General features: G+C 62.5%; 14 protein-coding genes. 11 read left to right on the top strand and 3 right to left on the bottom strand.

Annotated features, from left to right (window positions below; all coding sequences use genetic code 11):
- Positions 1-60 precede the first annotated feature (60 nt).
- Positions 61-816, top strand: a complete 756-nt coding sequence (locus AC0NIL_RS20890) for a DUF502 domain-containing protein (protein ID WP_473573398.1) — start codon at positions 61-63, stop codon at positions 814-816.
- Here AC0NIL_RS20890 and recG read toward each other — a convergent pair.
- Complete coding sequence (recG, locus tag AC0NIL_RS20885; RefSeq protein WP_473573396.1) at positions 768-2,876, bottom strand: ATP-dependent DNA helicase RecG; 2,109 nt, start codon at positions 2,874-2,876, stop codon at positions 768-770. The genes AC0NIL_RS20890 and recG overlap by 49 nt on opposite strands.
- 92 nt (positions 2,877-2,968) lie before the next feature.
- Between recG and AC0NIL_RS20880 the strand changes: the two genes are divergently transcribed.
- The 6 genes from AC0NIL_RS20880 to AC0NIL_RS20855 all read left to right on the top strand — a co-directional run bounded on the left by AC0NIL_RS20880 (position 2,969) and on the right by AC0NIL_RS20855 (position 10,131).
- The gene (locus AC0NIL_RS20880) at positions 2,969-3,256 is read left to right on the top strand and encodes a succinate dehydrogenase assembly factor 2 (RefSeq protein WP_013531907.1); all 288 of its coding nucleotides are present in this window, start codon (positions 2,969-2,971) and stop codon (positions 3,254-3,256) included.
- A 72-nt stretch (positions 3,257-3,328) separates the two neighbouring features.
- Entirely contained in the window at positions 3,329-6,826 is a 3,498-nt protein-coding gene (gene mfd / locus AC0NIL_RS20875; RefSeq protein ID WP_013531906.1) for a transcription-repair coupling factor, read from the top strand.
- Positions 6,827-6,960: 134 nt separating this feature from the next.
- Complete coding sequence (locus tag AC0NIL_RS20870) at positions 6,961-8,334, top strand: class II 3-deoxy-7-phosphoheptulonate synthase (protein ID WP_013531905.1); 1,374 nt, start codon at positions 6,961-6,963, stop codon at positions 8,332-8,334.
- Positions 8,335-8,645: 311 nt separating this feature from the next.
- A complete protein-coding gene (locus AC0NIL_RS20865; RefSeq protein WP_127369360.1) occupies positions 8,646-9,062 on the top strand; it encodes a GFA family protein in 417 nt (138 codons plus the stop codon).
- 81 nt (positions 9,063-9,143) lie between these two features.
- Positions 9,144-9,503, top strand: a complete 360-nt coding sequence (locus tag AC0NIL_RS20860) for a diacylglycerol kinase (protein WP_024503562.1) — start codon at positions 9,144-9,146, stop codon at positions 9,501-9,503.
- A gap of 40 nt (positions 9,504-9,543) precedes the next feature.
- Positions 9,544-10,131, top strand: a complete 588-nt coding sequence (locus AC0NIL_RS20855) for a hemerythrin domain-containing protein (RefSeq protein WP_013531899.1) — start codon at positions 9,544-9,546, stop codon at positions 10,129-10,131.
- 3 nt (positions 10,132-10,134) lie between these two features.
- On the opposite strand, the gene AC0NIL_RS20850 is transcribed toward AC0NIL_RS20855, so the two are convergent.
- Positions 10,135-10,722, bottom strand: coding sequence for a DedA family protein (locus AC0NIL_RS20850; RefSeq protein ID WP_013531898.1), 588 nt, complete (start codon positions 10,720-10,722; stop codon positions 10,135-10,137).
- Positions 10,719-11,282 carry a DUF1003 domain-containing protein gene (locus AC0NIL_RS20845; RefSeq protein WP_013531897.1) on the bottom strand — a complete coding sequence of 188 codons (564 nt, stop codon included), beginning with the start codon at positions 11,280-11,282 and terminating at the stop codon, positions 10,719-10,721. Before AC0NIL_RS20845 ends, AC0NIL_RS20850 begins: the two co-directional genes overlap by 4 nt.
- Positions 11,283-11,374: 92 nt before the next feature.
- Between AC0NIL_RS20845 and AC0NIL_RS20840 the strand changes: the two genes are divergently transcribed.
- The 4 genes from AC0NIL_RS20840 to AC0NIL_RS20825 all read left to right on the top strand — a co-directional run bounded on the left by AC0NIL_RS20840 (position 11,375) and on the right by AC0NIL_RS20825 (position 16,551).
- Positions 11,375-12,091, top strand: a complete 717-nt coding sequence (locus AC0NIL_RS20840) for a DNA-3-methyladenine glycosylase I (protein WP_024503558.1) — start codon at positions 11,375-11,377, stop codon at positions 12,089-12,091.
- Positions 12,092-12,242: 151 nt separating this feature from the next.
- Positions 12,243-13,919, top strand: a complete 1,677-nt coding sequence (locus AC0NIL_RS20835) for an NAD+ synthase (RefSeq protein ID WP_013531895.1) — start codon at positions 12,243-12,245, stop codon at positions 13,917-13,919.
- A 36-nt stretch (positions 13,920-13,955) separates the two neighbouring features.
- Complete coding sequence (locus tag AC0NIL_RS20830; RefSeq protein ID WP_473573393.1) at positions 13,956-14,366, top strand: GNAT family N-acetyltransferase; 411 nt, start codon at positions 13,956-13,958, stop codon at positions 14,364-14,366.
- Between the two features lie 379 nt (positions 14,367-14,745).
- Positions 14,746-16,551 carry an ABC transporter ATP-binding protein gene (locus tag AC0NIL_RS20825; protein WP_473573391.1) on the top strand — a complete coding sequence of 602 codons (1,806 nt, stop codon included), beginning with the start codon at positions 14,746-14,748 and terminating at the stop codon, positions 16,549-16,551.
- Positions 16,552-16,754 lie beyond the last annotated feature (203 nt).

Below are 16,754 nucleotides of genomic sequence, written 5' to 3'. Positions count from 1 at the left end.
CAGTTCCAAAGCTTCGTCCGGTTCACTAATGTTGCGCTGCAACCCGCGCTCCGGTGAACCATGTCCGACGCTCCCAAGACCTCCGGCATGACCCGGCTGAGGAACTATTTCCTCACGGGCTTCATCGTCTGCGCGCCCTTGGCGATCACCGCCTACATTGCCTGGTCGTTCATCGGCTGGGTCGATTCCTGGGTGAAGCCTTATATTCCGGCCCGCTACAGCCCTGACACCTACCTGTCGTTTCCGGTGCCGGGGTTCGGACTGATCGTGGCGCTTATCCTGATCACGCTGATCGGTTTCCTGACGGCAAACATCGTCGGCCGCGCCATCGTCAATTTCGGCGAGCGCCTGCTTGGCCGCATGCCGCTGGTGCGCGGCATCTACGGCTCGCTGAAACAGATTTTCGAGACCGTGCTGTCGAACAAGGGTGACATGTTCCGCCAGGTCGGGCTGGTCGAATATCCGCGCAAGGGCGTGTGGTCGCTGGTGTTCGTCGCCACTGAAAAGGAAACCGAGATCAACCAGAAGCTCGACCAGGAAGGCGATCCGCTGATTGCCGTATTCATGCCGTGCACGCCAAACCCGACCACGGGCTTCCTGATGTATGTGCCGAAGTCGGACATCGTGCTGCTCGACATGACGATCGAGGATGGCGCCAAGCTGATCGTCTCCGCCGGTCTGGTGGCGCCCGAAGTAAAGCAAATGGTTGTCGTGAATGGCGAGCCGATCGAAGGGATGCTCGCCAACCCTTCGGTTGCCGCCCTGGCTCAGCCGGCGCGCAGAAGCCGCACGGCTTCGTCGCGACCGAACAAGTAAAGCAGCAGGCGCAACGCCTCACCACGCTGCGATTGCAGCTCCGGATCGCGTGACAGGATCAGCCTGGCATCGTCGCGGGCGGCCTCCAGAAGGTCGGCATGCGCCTCGATGCGAGCCACCTGGAAGCCCGGCGTGCCCGACTGGCGGGTGCCAAGCAATTCGCCTTCGCCGCGCAGCTTCAGGTCCTCCTCGGCGATCAGGAACCCATCCTCGGTCTCGCGCATCACCGACAGCCGGCGTTTTGCGGTCTCGCCGAGCGGGTCCTTGTAGAGCAGCACGCATGAGGAGGGCTTGTCACCGCGTCCGACCCGGCCGCGCAGCTGGTGCAACTGGGCCAGGCCGAAGCGCTCTGCATGCTCGATGACCATGACGGTGGCGTCCGGCACGTCGACGCCGACCTCGATGACGGTGGTGGCGATCAGGATGCGTGTCTCGCCCTGCTTGAAGGCGCGCATCGCCTCGTCCTTCTCGGCACCCTTCATGCGGCCGTGAACGAGACCGATGCGATCGCCGAACAATGGTTTCAGCGAGGCGAAGCGGTCTTCGGCCGACATCAGTTTGATCTCTTCGGATTCCTCGACCAGCGGACAGATCCAGTAGATCTTCTGGCCGCCGGCGACGGCGTCCACCATGCGGTCGACCAGTTCGTCGAGCCGCTCGAGCGGCAGCGTAACGGTACGGATCGGCTGGCGGCCGGCCGGTTTTTCCGTCAGTTTCGACACGTCCATATCGCCGAAAGCGGTCAGCACCAGGGTGCGCGGGATAGGAGTGGCCGTCATCACCAGCATGTCTGGCGCGTCGCCCTTGGCGGTGATGGCAAGCCGCTGATGGACGCCGAAACGATGCTGCTCGTCGATGACGGCGAAGACGAGGTCTTTGAAGGTGACGGTCTCCTGGAACAGCGCGTGGGTGCCGACGACGATGTCGATCTCGCCGGTTGCCAGGCCGGCCAGCGTATCCGCGCGTTCGCGGCCCTTCTCGCGACCGGTGAGGATGGCGATGCGAAGCCCTACCTTGGCGGCAAGCGGCGTGATGGTCGCAAGATGCTGGCGCGCCAGGATTTCGGTCGGTGCCATCAAGGCTGCCTGGCCGCCGGCCTCGACGGCACGCGCCATGGCCAGCAGCGCGACGACGGTCTTGCCGGAACCGACATCGCCCTGCAGAAGCCGCAGCATGCGCTCTGGGTCGGCGAGGTCGGCATTGATTTCGGCCAGCGCAAACTCCTGGCTTGATGTCAGCGAATAGGGCAGTGCGGCCCGCAGTTTTTCGACGATGCGGCCGTCGCCGACCAGGGGTCGCCCGGACAGCCTGCGGACTTTCGCTCGCACCAGCGCCAGCGAGACCTGGCCCGCCAGCAACTCGTCATAGGCGAGCCGCCGCCAGGCGGCACCATCGATGGAGACGTCAATCGGGTCGGCCGGATTGTGGATGCGGGCAAGCGCATCGCCAAAGGCCGCAAAGGTGTGCCGCCGCATGAAGGCGCCGTCCTGCCATTCGGGAAATTCAGGCACGCGCGTCAGCGCCTGGCCGATCGCCCGGCGCAGCACCTTGCCCGAGAGCCCGGCTGTCAGGGGATAGACCGGTTCGACCAGCGGCAGGTTTTCCGCCTCGCTGGCCAGCGCAATATGGTCGGGGTGGACCATGCTCGGGCGGCCGTTGAACCATTCCATGCGGCCCGAGACCACGACATGCTCGCCCTCGGGCATCGTCTTTTCGAGATAGGAGGCGTGAGCATGGAAGAAGGTCAGCGCGATCTCTCCGGTATCGTCATGGGCGAAGACCCGGTAGGGCACCGACCTATTGCCACGCGGTGGCGGCTGGTGGCGGTCGATGCGCACATCGAGCGTGACGATCTGGCCTTCCGCGGATCCCGCGATACCAGGCCGACTGCGCCGGTCGATGACGGTGTGCGGCAGCACGAACAGAAGATCGCCGGCACGCGCCGCGCGGTCGCCGAGATCGGCCGGAACAACCTTCTCGATCAGCGCGCCGACTTTCGGTCCGACGCCTGCAAGCGACGTGATCGGGACAAACAAGGGATCGAGGATGGTCGGGCGCATGATGTCAGCTTATGTTGCGACGGCGGCAGCGCAAGGCTGACAGCCCCTTCTATCCACGCTATATGCGCCGCAGCAAGCAAGGATGCGGTACGATGACCGGAACGACGAGATCAAGCGAGGGGCTGGACGTGCGCCGCCGCAAGCTTCTGTTTCGCTCCTGGCATCGCGGCATGCGCGAGATGGACCTGATCCTCGGCACTTTCGCCGACGCTGAGATCGGCGTCTTGACCAACGAGGAAATCGACCAATATGAGAGGCTCCTCGACATTCCCGATACCGAATTCCTGCCTATGGTCACCGGCGAACGCCCGGTTCCGGCCGATATCGATTGTGCCGTCCTGCGAAAGATCCTGGCTTTCCGCCGCTCTCTGACATTCTGAACACAAGCAATTCCAGGAAAAGTACGAAGCGGTTTTCCATTCGGAATTGCGATAAAACAAGACCGTGATTTCATGAGCCTCATTCCCACCATCGGTCTGCCGAAAGGCCGCGCCGGTCAGTTCATCGTCGATGGCGTCGCCGACGGCTACGAAGCCTTTGCGCTGGTGCAGGCGGCGCTCGAGATCGCGCCCGACAAGCCGGTTCTGTTCGTCGCGCGCGACGGTCAGCGCCTGCCGGCGATCATCGAGGCATTGTCCTTCGCGGCCCCCGGCCTGCCGGTGCTGGAACTGCCGGCCTGGGATTGCTTGCCCTACGACCGCGTCTCGCCCGGCTCCGATGCGGCCGCCAAGCGCCTCGATGCGCTGACCGCCATGATCGCTCTGGCGAAGAAGCCGCACCGCGCCGTCATCCTCACCACCGCCAATGCGCTGCTGCAGCGCATTCCGCCGTCCGAGTTGGTCGAGGCGCAGACTTTTCATGCCAGGCCCGGCAACCAGATCGACATGAACGCACTGGTCTCGCGGCTGGAAACGTCCGGTTTCGAGCGTGTGCCGACAGTGCGCGGCATCGGCGAGTTCGCGGTGCGCGGCGGCATTCTCGACCTGTTCGCTCCCGGCTGGACCGAGGCGCTCAGGCTCGATTTCTTCGGCGACACGCTGGAATCGATCCGTGTGTTCGACGCCGCCACGCAGCGCACCACCGGTCAACGCAAGTCGATGGCGCTGCAAGCGATGAGCGAGGTGGCGCTGACGCCGGAAACCATCAGTCGCTTCCGCCGCTCCTATATCGAAGCCTTCGGCGCACCGCAGCGCGACGACGGGCTCTATGCGGCGGTCAGCGAAGGGCGTCGCTTCGCTGGCATGGAGCACTGGCTGCCGTTCTTCTACGAACGGCTGGAGACGGTGTTCGACTATCTGCCTGACACGCCTGTCATCTTCGACCATCTGGCGCATGAGGCGCTGGCCGAGCGCCACACGCTGATCCTCGATCACTACGAGGCGCGCAGGAAGCAGGCCGACGGCGCGCTGAAGGATGCGGTGCCCTATAAGCCAGTCGCGCCGGACCTGCTCTATCTCTCCCCGGAAAACCTGATCACCTCGCTCGGGCCGCGCGAAGCGATCGACTTTACGCCATTCGACGCGCCCGACATTGGCGCCAAGAAGGTCTATCACGCCGGTTCGCGCCACGGCCGCAGCTTCGTCGAGGAGCGCGCCGATCCGAACGCCAACGTGTTCGATGTCGTCGTCAAACACATCGCCGATGAGCGCGCGGCGCGCCGCCGCGTCGTCATCGCCGGCTGGACCGAAGGCTCGCTCGACCGGCTTGGCCAGATCCTCGCCGAACACCATCTCGGCAACCTCAAGCAGGTCGTGACGCTGGCGGAAGCCGAAAAGCTCGAGCCGGGGCAGGCGGCCCTGGCGGTGCTGCCGCTCGAATCCGGCTTCGAGACCGAAAAACTGGTCGTCGTCGCCGAACAGGACATTTTGGGCGACCGGCTGATCCGGCGCTCGAAACGCAAGAAGCGTCCCTCGGATTTCATTGCCGAGGCCTCGGCGCTGTCGGCCGGCGACATTGTCGTCCATGCCGACCACGGCATTGGCCGTTTCATTGGCCTGCGCACCATCGAAGCGGTCGGCGCACCGCATGACTGCCTGGAAATCCACTATGCCGGCGACGACCGGCTGTTCCTGCCGGTGGAAAACATCGAACTCCTGTCGCGCTACGGTTCTGACACGGCCGAGGCGACGCTGGACAAGCTTGGCGGCGGCGCCTGGCAGTCGCGCAAAGCGCGGCTGAGGAAGCGCCTGCTCGACATGGCCGGTCAATTGATCCGCATCGCCGCCGAGCGGCAGATGCGCTCGGCGCCGCCACTGGTGCCGGCAGAAGGCCTCTATGGCGAGTTCGCCGCCCGCTTTCCCTATGAAGAGACCGACGACCAACAGACGGCCATCGATTCGGTGCGCGACGATCTTGCTGCCGGCAAGCCGATGGACCGGCTGATCTGCGGCGATGTCGGTTTCGGCAAGACCGAAGTGGCGCTGCGTGCCGCCTTCATCGCGGCGATGGAAGGTTTTCAGGTGGCGGTGGTGGTGCCGACGACATTGCTGTCACGCCAGCATTTCAAGACGTTTTCGCAGCGGTTTTCCGGCCTGCCGATCCGCGTCGCCCAGGCGTCGCGGCTGGTCGGCGCCAAGGAACTGGCCGAGACCAAGAAAGGCATCGCCGAAGGCCAGGTCGACATCGTCATCGGCACGCACGCGCTGCTCGGTTCCGCGATCTCGTTCAAGAACCTTGGTCTGCTGATCATCGACGAAGAGCAGCATTTTGGCGTCAAGCACAAGGAACGGCTGAAGGACCTGAAGACCGACGTGCACGTGCTGACGCTGTCGGCGACGCCGATCCCGCGAACGCTGCAACTGGCGTTGACCGGGGTGCGCGAGCTGTCGCTGATCGCCACGCCGCCGGTCGATCGCATGGCGGTGCGCACCTTCATATCGCCCTTCGATCCGCTGGTGATCCGCGAGACGCTGCTGCGCGAACGCTATCGCGGTGGCCATTCCTTCTATGTGGTGCCGCGCATCAGCGATCTCTCGGAAATACATGATTTCCTGAAGGAATCCGTGCCGGAGTTGAAGGTGGCGGTGGCTCATGGCCAGATGCCGCCGGGCGAACTCGACGACATCATGAATGCCTTTTATGACGGCCAGTACGACGTGCTGTTGTCGACCACCATCGTCGAATCCGGCCTTGATATTCCGACCGCCAACACGCTGATCATCCACCGCGCCGACATGTTCGGCCTGTCGCAGCTCTACCAATTGCGCGGCCGCGTCGGCCGTTCGAAGGTGCGGGCCTACGCGCTGTTCACGCTGCCGGCCAACCGCAAGCTGACGGACACCGCCGAGCGGAGGCTCAAGGTGCTGCAATCGCTCGACACTCTGGGCGCCGGCTTCCAACTGGCCAGCCACGACCTCGATATCAGAGGCGCCGGCAATCTTCTCGGCGAGGAGCAGTCCGGACACATCAAGGAGGTCGGCTTCGAACTCTACCAGCAGATGCTGGAAGAAGCCGTCGCCGAGGTGAAGGATTCGGGCGAGGTGCAGGATGGCGGCTGGTCGCCGCAGATTGCCGTCGGCACGGCGGTGATGATCCCGGAAAGCTATGTTCCGGACCTGCAGCTCCGGCTGGCGCTTTATCGCCGTCTCGGCGATCTCGAAAACACCGAGGAAATCGACGCTTTCGGCGCCGAGCTGATCGACCGCTTCGGCCCGCTGCCGGAGGAGGTGAAGCATCTGTTGAAGATCGTCTTCATCAAGGCGCTCTGCCGCAAGGCCAATGTCGAAAAACTCGACGCCGGGCCGAAGGGCGTCGTCATCCATTTCCGCAAGCGCGAATTCTCCAACCCGGTCGGGCTGGTCAAGTTCATTGGCGAACAGGGATCGTTGGCCAAGATCCGGCCGGACCACAGTGTCGTCTTCGTGCGCGACTGGCCGACAGCCGAGAAGAGGCTGGCGGGCTCGGCGGTCGTCATGACGCAGTTGGCACGGCTGGTGGAGAAGGCGGCGTAGCTAGCCTCGGACCATTCGCCAGCGCTGAAATTCCGGTCTAGAATAGGAAATCGGCTTCGTGTATGGAGCCGCGATCCCCAATTGGGGCGGGAATGGCGGAGTATAGGCCGCTGGAAAGAGCGTTGGGTGCAGCGATGACGAAATGGTCGCCGAATTCGTGGAGAGCAAAGCCGATCAAGCAGGTTCCTGCTTATCCGGACCTTGCAGCGCTGAAGAACACGGAAGCCCAGCTCGCAACCTTTCCGCCGCTGGTTTTTGCCGGTGAGGCGCGCAAGCTCAAGAAGCAGCTCGCTTCGGTCGCTGCTGGTGACGCATTCCTCCTTCAGGGTGGCGATTGCGCCGAGAGCTTCGCCGAGCATGGCGCAGACAACATCCGCGACTTTTTCCGCGTCTTCCTGCAGATGTCGGTGGTGCTGACCTTCGCCGGCGCGCAGCCGGTGGTGAAGGTCGGCCGCGTTGCCGGCCAGTTCGCCAAGCCGCGCTCGTCCGACAACGAGACCAAGGGCGAGGTGACGCTGCCCAGCTATCGCGGCGACATCATCAACGGCATCGAATTCGACCCGAAGTCGCGCATTCCGGATCCCGCTCGCCAGGAGATGGCGTACCGCCAGTCGGCGGCGACGCTCAACCTTCTGCGCGCCTTCGCGCAAGGCGGCTATGCCAGCCTGGAGAATGTGCACCGCTGGATGCTCGGCTTCGTGTCCGACAGCCCGCAGGGCGAGAAATACGAGTCGCTCGCCAACCGCATCACCGAGACGATGGACTTCATGAAGGCCGTCGGCATCACTTCGGAAACCAACTATGCGCTGCGCGAGACCGATTTCTATACCAGCCATGAGGCGCTGCTGCTCGGCTACGAGGAGGCGCTGACGCGTGTCGATTCGACCTCCGGCGACTGGTACGCTACCTCGGGCCATATGATCTGGATCGGCGACCGCACCCGCCAGCCCGACCATGCGCATGTCGAATATTGCCGCGGGATCAAGAACCCGCTGGGGCTGAAATGCGGTCCGTCGCTGACGCCGGACGGCTTGCTGGAGCTGATCGACTTGCTCAACCCCGAAAATGAACCCGGCCGGCTGACGCTGATTGCACGTTTCGGCTCCGACAAGGTCGCCGACCATCTGCCGAAGCTGGTTCGCGCGGTGCAGAAGGAAGGCCGCTCGGTGGTGTGGTCGTCGGACCCGATGCACGGCAACACGATCGAGGCCGCCGGCTACAAGACGCGGCCGTTCGACCGCATCCTGAAGGAGGTTCAGACCTTCTTCGAAGTGCACCGCGCCGAAGGCACACATCCGGGCGGCATTCATGTCGAGATGACCGGCAAGAACGTCACCGAATGCACCGGTGGCGCGCGCGCCATCACCGCCGAGGAGTTGCAGGACCGCTACCACACCCATTGCGACCCGCGCCTCAACGCGGACCAGGCGATCGAACTGGCGTTCCTGGTGTCAGACCTGCTCAAGAAGAGCCACCCGGTGCAGCACAAGCAGGTTGCGAACGGTTAAGCTCGATTTCGGCCTGAACGGCTGACGGGAAAAGCGCTGGAGAAATCCGGCGCTTTTCTTTTGGTTGGTTCAGTGCCCGCGTTCCCAGCGCAGGCCGGCGAGTCTGGGTCAGCAAATGCCGTCCTTGAAAACTCGATGCGCTTTTCCGGAAACTCGCAGATCGCCTGCACGCCGAACGCACCAAGCCGGATGCGCCAGGTCCGCGGCTCCATTCTCCACGCCAGTACATGTCGCATTTGCTTGCGTGCGTGCGCCGCAAAGCTGGAATCCTGAAGGTGATGCCAGGCACTTTTCTTTCAAGGAGGATCGACGTGAGTGGTGGTCACCAGGGATCGTGTCTGTGTGGAGCCGTCCGCTTCAGAACGAACGGAGCGTTGCGTGGCGTCGTCTATTGTCATTGCTCGCAATGCCGCAAGCAGAGCGGACATTTCTATGCCGCGACCAATGTTGCCAATGTCGACATCGTGATCGAAGGCGTGGAAAGTATCACCTGGTACGAAGCCTCTACCTTCGCCAGGCGTGGGTTCTGCAAGGCATGCGGGTCGGTGCTGTTCTGGAAGCCGCGAGACCAGGACTACGTTTCAGTCATGGCGGGATCGTTCGACAAGCCGACAGGTCTTGAGGGGGAATGCCATATCTTCGTCGGTGACAAGGGCGACTATTATTCGATCGACGACGGGCTGCCGCAGTTTGAAAAGTCGACATCGTCCATACCGGTTGCTGAATGAATCTTGGACAAGTCACCTTATTCCATTGATCTGGCCAGCCATTGCATTATCCCGTGCCGGTGATTCGCAAAGGGGTTTGGCATGCAGCGGCTGATCGACGCTTATTTCAATTCGGTGCGGGCGTTTCGCAAGCTGGCCGCCAGCGAGAAGGCTTTCCAGCAGGAGCTGATGCTGTTGGCGCTGGCACTGCCGCTCGGCTGGTTCGTTTCGATCTCGTGGCGCGGTTATGCCTTGCTGATCGGCGCGGTGCTGCTCTTGATCATGGTCGAGGTGCTTAACACCGGCATCGAGGCGGCATGCGACGCTTTCAGCCGCGAGTTCAATGTCGACATCCAGTTGGCCAAGGATTGCGGTTCGCTGGCGGTGCTGATTTCGGTGCTCATCGTCGCCGGTGTCTGGGGCATCGCCATTATCGAGCGGATCACTGGGCTACCGATCTAGCCTTTCGATGCCTATATGCCAGTCACCAAAGGAGACTGTCATGGCCGGGGCCGCCAATTTTCTGCTTCTCGAACGCGTGGGCCTGCCAGACGATCTGCGCTGGCTCGTCGAAAAATACCCGCGTGAAAACTGGCAGGACCATGCCAACGTCCACGGCATCGCCAATATGTGGCTGCAGCGGCACGACATGTTCCGCGAACTTGGCGGCATGCTGGCCAACGGCATTGACGACTTCCGTGAGGGACGGCTGACGGCGCCTGATTTCGCGCGCTGGTTCGCGCCGCGCCTCAATCATTTTCTTGGGCATCTCGACGGTCACCACAATGTCGAGGATTATCAATATTTCCCGGTCTTCGCCAAGGCCGAGCCCCGTTTGAAGCGCGGCTTCGAGATTCTCGATGCCGACCACCACACCATCCATGAAGGGCTGGAGCGCAATGCCGAGGCGGCCAATGCCTTCATCAAGACGCTGCAGGAGAGCGAAGACAGACAGCGCTTTGCAGCCGACGCCTATGCCGACGAAAACAGCCGGCTGATCGCCATGCTGACAAGACATCTTGCCGACGAGGAAGACCTGATCATACCGCTCATCCTCGATCGGGGGGATCGGGCGCTCGGGGTGGATTGACGATCAGCCTTCCCTGGCGCGTTCCCTCCTGGCGATGTGACGGGCGACGAGCCATGCCAGAACGGCCACGGTCAGGCCGATGCCAAGACCGATCAGCAACCGTTCGTGATGCATCAGCGCCTGGCCGATGAAGTGCTCTGCGCCAAGTCCAAAGACATAACCGATCGTACCGAACAGCACCGCCCAGACCGCCGATGAAAGCGCGTTGAGGATGACGAAGCGCGGCGCTGTGATATTGGAGAGCCCGGCTGCAATGCCGCCGACGAGACGCATGCCGTAGATATAGCGGTTCGACAGCACGAAAATGTCGGGATGGGTGTTGAGCAGGCGAAAGGCGCGGCGAAAGCCGGGCCGCTTGCGCAATCTGACGACATAGGGATGGTCGGCAAAGCTTCGTCCGAGGATGAAGAAGAAAGTGTCGCCGACAAAGGCGCCGAGGCCGGCCGCAAGGACGGCGTGCCACAGCACGAAGACCTGCTGGTGGGCGAAGAAGCCGCCGAGAATGGCAGCACTTTCGCCCTCCGCGATGCAACCGACAAAGACCGCGAGCAGCCCGTATTGTTCGATGAAATGGTGGATCGCGTCGGTCATGAAGCCGACTGCTGCGAAGACAGCCTTTCGTCGATCCGCTTGATCATCTCGGTCAGTTGCACGATCTCGTCGCGCATGCCGAGAATCTGGCCGTGGCGCAGTTCATCCAGCTTTTCATGCAGCGCCATGATCTCGATCTCGGCTTTCAGGTTGACCTCGTAATCGTGGGCGGCGTCGATGCGGTCGCGTTCGGTCTGGCGGTTCTGCGCCATCATGATCACCGGCGCCTGCAAGGCGGCTACCATCGACAAAACGAGATTGAGGAAGATGAACGGGTAGGGATCGAAGGCGTCACGCGACAGGAGCCAGACATTGCTCGCCGTCCATAGAACCAGAAAGGCGATGAAGGTCAGGATGAAGGACCATGACCCGCCGATGCGGGCGATCGTATCGGCAAGCCGGTCGCCGAAGGTCTGGTGGAAGGCAACGGCCTTGTTGGTGTCGCGCGAGATGGTGGTGCGTTCGAGCGTCGATTGCAGCACCCGGCTTTCGAGCTGGCTGAGGCCGTCCGGCCGCCGCTTGAGCCAGCGGTTCGCCAGATCGTCGATCGTCTTGTTCATGGCCATCTCCAGGGTCTTAGGCTTGCCGTAAGAGGTAGAGGCTGTCGGCTCACACGGGAAGTGTTAGATTGATTCCAGTTGCCGAGGGACCAATGGCCGATTTCAAGAAAATTCGCGCTCGCGCCGCAAAACGTAAGGGCGGCGAAGAGGAACTGACGTCGCTGCTTGGTCCGGCGCCTGACAATGCCGCCGTGGCTGACATCCCCGATGACCGCATTCTCTCCATTATGGCTGAGCGCGTCTTCGCCGCCGGTTTCGTCTGGCGCGTCATCGAGCAGAAATGGCCTGGCTTCGAGGAGGCGTTTCTGCGCTTCGAGCCGAAGCGGCTGTTGTTCCAGCCCGATGATTTCTGGCACGATCTGACGGCCGACCAGCGCATCGTACGCAACCCGCAGAAGATCAAATCCGTTCGCGACAATGCTGCCTTTGTCGAGCGTGTGTCGAAGGAATATGGCGGTTTCGGCAAATTCCTTGCGGAATGGCCCGATGATGACCAGGTCGGGCTGATGGCCTGGCTCGGCAAGCATGGCAGCCGGCTGGGCGGCAATACGGGCCAGTATTTCCTGCGCTGGCTGGGGTGGGATGCGTTCGTCATCTCGGGCGATATGGCCGCGGCGTTGCGCGACGCCGGCCTCGACATCGCCGAAAGCCCGACTTCGAAGAAGGATTTGGACAAGATCCAGAGGCAAATCAATCAATGGGCAGCGGAGACGCATTTGCCGCGCCGCCATATTTCACGCATCCTGGCGATGTCCATCGGCGAGAACCATTCGCCGCAAGCGCTGCGCGAATATATGGGCGACGACTGAAACGTGGTCGCTTGCCACGATCGGCATTCGTCGATCGGTCAAACACGATCGAATCGATCGGTCCGGACACAAATGACATTCGTCATTTGCTCCGAATTGGTCCAAACGAACGCCATTGCCCGGGCAATTTTGCCGCGCTAAGTCAGCAGGCATGACCAAGAAGCTCGACATCCTGCGCATCGCCGTCGCCCAGCTCAATCCGACTGTCGGCGACATATCAGGCAATCTCGCCAAGGCCCGCGAGGCGAGGGCGGATGCCGCACGTCAGGGCGCCGATCTCGTGCTCTATACCGAGCTTTTCCTCGCCGGCTACCCGCCGGAGGATCTGGTGCTGAAGCCGGCCTTTTTGAAAGCCTGCGAAAAGGCGGCACAGGACTTTGCCGCCGACACCGCGGATGGCGGTCCCGGCGTCATCATCGGCACGCCGTTGAAGCGCAAGAGCGGCACGCACAATTCGATCATCTTCGCCGACGGCGGCAAGATCATCGCCGAACGCTACAAGCTCGATCTGCCGAACTACGGCGAGTTCGACGAGAAGCGCGTCTTCCAGGCCGGACCCGAGATCCAGGGGCCGGTCAATTTCCGCGGCGTGCGCATCGGAATTCCGATCTGCGAGGACATCTGGGGCGATGTCGATATCTGCGAGACGCTGGCCGAAAGCGGGGCAGAAATCCTGCTGGTGCCGAACGGCTCGCCCTATTATCGCGCCAAGATCGATGTCCGCCACCAGGTCGTCATCCGCCAGGTCATCGAATGTGGGCTGCCGATGATCTATGCCAACCAGCTTGGCGGCCAGGACGAGCTGATCTTCGACGGCGCTTCGTTTGCCATTGGCGCCGACAAGACACTTGCCTTCCAGATGAGCCAGTTCGAGGAAGCGGTCGACGTCACCACCTGGAAGAGACAAGGCGATCACTGGGTCTGCTCGGAAGGGCCGATGTCGAAAATCCCGGACCGGGAGGAGGCCGACTATCGCGCCTGCATGCTGGGCCTGCGCGACTACGTCAACAAGAACGGCTTCAAGAACGTCGTGCTTGGTCTGTCCGGCGGCATCGATTCGGCGATCTGCGCGGCGCTGGCCGTCGATGCGCTCGGCGAGGAACGGCTGCGCGCGGTGATGATGCCCTACCGCTATACCTCGAAGGATTCGCTCAAAGATGCCGAGGATTGCGCCCGCGCTCTCGGCTGCCGCTATGACATCGTGCCCATCTTCGAGCCGGTCGAGGGCTTCCTGCACGCACTGACGCAGATGTTCGAAGGCACCAAGGAAGGTATCACCGAGGAGAATTTGCAGAGCCGCGCACGCGGCACCATCCTGATGGCGATCTCCAACAAGTTCGGCTCAATGGTCGTCACCACCGGCAACAAGAGCGAGATGTCGGTCGGTTATGCCACGCTCTATGGCGACATGAATGGCGGCTTCAATCCGATCAAGGACCTCTACAAGATGCAGGTCTACGCGCTGTCGCGCTGGCGCAACAGCCACGTGCCGCCGGGTGCGCTGGGCCCCTCGGGCGAGGTGATCCCGAAGAACATCATCGACAAGGCACCATCGGCGGAATTGCGCGAGAACCAGACCGACCAGGATTCGCTGCCGCCCTATCCGGTGCTGGACGATATCCTCGAATGCCTGGTCGAGAATGAGATGGGTGTCGACGACATCGTCGCGCGCGGCCATGACCGGGCGACGGTGACGCGCATCGAGCACCTGCTCTACATCGCAGAATACAAGCGACGGCAGGCGGCGCCGGGCGTGAAGATCACGAAAAAGAATTTTGGCCGCGACCGCCGCTACCCCATCACCAATCGTTTCAGGGATCGCAGCTAGGTACCGAAAGCGCACGCGGCGCGGCCGGAGACAACCATGCCCGATTGTGAGATCAGCTTCGACATGTCACGGATCGATCTTCGTGCGACATCGGACCTGTTGATGGCAAGCTATTGGGGCGCCGGACGCACTGACGAAGTCCATCGCCGCGCCTTTGCAAATTCGCTTTGCGTCGGCGCCTATGTCGATGGCAGGCAAGTCGGCTTCGGCCGGGCGATCACCGACCGCACCGTATTCGCCTATCTCGCCGATCTCATCATCTGGCCGGAGAATCGCGGGCAGGGCATAGGAAGCCGGCTCGTCCAGGCCCTGATCGATCATCCGGAGGTCAGGACCGTTTTCCATTGGAGCCTGTCGACCAGCGATGCCCATGGCATATATGAAAAGCTCGGGTTCAAGCCATCGACCGATGGCCGCTACATGCGCTTGGATCGCGTTCCTGAATGAGGCGCGGCTTGCCCGCCATTGTTGCAAAATAATCGCAGTGGTTGGACCAGATACGCTTTTGGCGTCAGCCCGTCTTGGCGGTGCATCGGAGCGTCTCTATAAGAACCGCTCCGCAATTGTCTTGCGGGAGGTCCGAATGGCAGTATTTCACATGGTAATGCGAGGCCGCGAAGCCTAGGTCTCATCTGGCGCTCCGCGAAGGTTTGCCCTTCGTGCCGATGCCGGATCGAGCACAGGCTTATGCCGATGCCGATCGCCGCCCGGTTATGGGCGATACGCCAAATATGCCACTCCGCTTTCCGGGCAATCATTGGCCCTTGCGCGGCTTCTTCAATTTTCGACCTACTGGGATCGGGCTCGTTTGTGCCCGAATGACATCATGGCTCGTTTCAAGATCGATTTGCGCGCGAGCGCCTTTCGCAGCGTTCTCGGCTTCACGCTTACCCATTGGCGGCGCCAGCCGTGGCGGCTTTCGCTCATCATGGCCAGCTTCCTGCTGTCGACACTGGCTGATGTGCTGACGCCGCTCTATTCCGGCCGGCTGGTCGACGCCGTCGCCAGCAGCGCCGGCGCCGACGCGATTGCCTGGAATGCCGCGCTGACGGCGTTCTCGATGTTGATGGCGCTGGCGCTGGCCGGCGTCGTGTTGCGCAACCTGGCGTTCATGGGCATCATCGAGCTGACCTTGAAGATGATGGCCGACATCGCCGCCGATGCTTTCCATCGCGTTCAGCGCTTTTCCACCGACTGGCATGCCAACAGCTTTGCCGGCTCGACCGTCCGCAAGGTGACGCGCGGCATGTGGGCGCTCGACCTGCTCAACGACACCATCCTCATCGCGTTGCTGCCGTCGATCGTCATGCTGGTCGGGTCGACGTTGCTGCTTGGCTGGTTCTGGCCGTTGATGGGTGCGGTCGTTGCTGCCGGTTCGGTGCTGTTCATCACGGTGACGGCGCTGCTGTCACTTGGCTATGTCGCGCCGGCGGCAAGGCTCGCCAACACCTGGGATACCCGCCTCGGCGGCTCGCTGGCCGACGCGGTCAGCTGCAACGCCGTGGTCAAGGGCTTTGGCGCCGAGGAGCGCGAAGAACGCCGCCTGGCCGAGGTCGTCGCCAAATGGCGTGCGCGTACACGGCGCACCTGGGTGCGCGGCACCATCAACGGCACCACGCAAGGAGTGCTGCTGCTGGTCATGCGCGCTGCGGTGATCGGCCTGGCGCTGATGCTGTGGTCCTGGGGGCAGGCGAGCGCCGGCGACGTTGCGTTCGTGCTGACCTCGCTCTTTGTGCTGCAGGGCTATCTCAGGGACATCGGCACGCATATCCGCAACCTGCAGCGCTCCATCAACGATATGGAAGAGCTGGTCGATTTCCAGTCCGAACCGCTCGGCATCGAGGACCGGCCAAGTGCCAAGCCGATCCGGATCACCGAAGGACGGATCAGCTTCGACAACGTCACCTTTCACTATGGCCATCACCGATCCGCGCTTTACCGCGACTTTTCGGTCGATATCGCGCCGGGTGAGCGCGTCGGGCTGGTCGGCCATTCGGGGTCGGGCAAGACGACCTTCGTCAAGCTTATCCAGCGGCTCTATGACGTGAACGCGGGGAAAATCCTGGTCGACGGTCAGGACATCTCGCAGGTGGCGCAAGCCTCGCTGCGCGGGCAGATCGCCATCGTTCAGCAGGAGCCGATCCTGTTCCACCGGTCCCTGGCCGAAAACATCGCCTATGCCAGGCCGAGTGCGTCGCAGGAGGAGATCGAGCATGCCGCGAAGCTGGCGAGTGCGCATGACTTCATCACCAACCTGCCAAAGGGCTACGGTACACTGGTCGGCGAACGCGGCGTGAAACTGTCGGGTGGCGAGCGTCAGCGCGTGGCGATCGCGCGCGCCTTCCTTGCCGATGCGCGCATCCTGATCCTCGACGAGGCGACATCGAGCCTCGATTCGGAATCGGAGGTGCTGATCCAGCAGGCGATGGAGCGGCTGATGGTCGGCCGCACCACGCTGGTCATCGCGCACCGGCTTTCGACAGTGCGGGCGCTCGACAGGCTGCTGGTCTTCGATCGCGGCAACATCGTCGAGGAAGGCTCGCATGACGAACTGATCCGGCTGAAAGGCGGCATCTACCGTCGCCTGTTCGAACGCCAGGCGCTCGAACTGACCAAGGGACTTGTCAGCTGACCTGAGGCGGCCTCCAGCTTCGGCCGGAGGCCGCCTCTGTCAGGCACGGTCAGCCCAGCGGGCTGGAGCAGGAGATGCGATCGCAGGGAGGCAGTCGACCCGTCGATCAGCGCCGTGATGCTGGCCGACTTGATTTGCCTGTGAAGTCCTGTCCGGATAGTAAGTCTAGGGACCTCTGTTCATCATATTGACCGAGATACGTT

The organism is Mesorhizobium sp. WSM1343, assembly GCF_055901535.1.
The sequence above is the reverse complement of the archived record's forward strand: the minus strand, read 5'-3'. Positions and strand labels throughout refer to the sequence as shown.

Coding starts and splice junctions, on each gene's coding strand:
- AC0NIL_RS20850 (WP_013531898.1), bottom strand. CDS start 10,722: ATGACCGACGCGATCCACCATTTCATCGAACAATACGGGCTGCTCGCG.
- AC0NIL_RS20835 (WP_013531895.1), top strand. CDS start 12,243: ATGACCAAGAAGCTCGACATCCTGCGCATCGCCGTCGCCCAGCTCAAT.
- AC0NIL_RS20860 (WP_024503562.1), top strand. CDS start 9,144: ATGCAGCGGCTGATCGACGCTTATTTCAATTCGGTGCGGGCGTTTCGC.
- AC0NIL_RS20890 (WP_473573398.1), top strand. CDS start 61: ATGTCCGACGCTCCCAAGACCTCCGGCATGACCCGGCTGAGGAACTAT.
- AC0NIL_RS20840 (WP_024503558.1), top strand. CDS start 11,375: ATGGCCGATTTCAAGAAAATTCGCGCTCGCGCCGCAAAACGTAAGGGC.
- AC0NIL_RS20855 (WP_013531899.1), top strand. CDS start 9,544: ATGGCCGGGGCCGCCAATTTTCTGCTTCTCGAACGCGTGGGCCTGCCA.
- AC0NIL_RS20870 (WP_013531905.1), top strand. CDS start 6,961: ATGACGAAATGGTCGCCGAATTCGTGGAGAGCAAAGCCGATCAAGCAG.
- mfd (WP_013531906.1), top strand. CDS start 3,329: ATGAGCCTCATTCCCACCATCGGTCTGCCGAAAGGCCGCGCCGGTCAG.
- AC0NIL_RS20825 (WP_473573391.1), top strand. CDS start 14,746: ATGGCTCGTTTCAAGATCGATTTGCGCGCGAGCGCCTTTCGCAGCGTT.
- AC0NIL_RS20880 (WP_013531907.1), top strand. CDS start 2,969: ATGACCGGAACGACGAGATCAAGCGAGGGGCTGGACGTGCGCCGCCGC.
- recG (WP_473573396.1), bottom strand. CDS start 2,876: ATGCGCCCGACCATCCTCGATCCCTTGTTTGTCCCGATCACGTCGCTT.
- AC0NIL_RS20845 (WP_013531897.1), bottom strand. CDS start 11,282: ATGAACAAGACGATCGACGATCTGGCGAACCGCTGGCTCAAGCGGCGG.
- AC0NIL_RS20830 (WP_473573393.1), top strand. CDS start 13,956: ATGCCCGATTGTGAGATCAGCTTCGACATGTCACGGATCGATCTTCGT.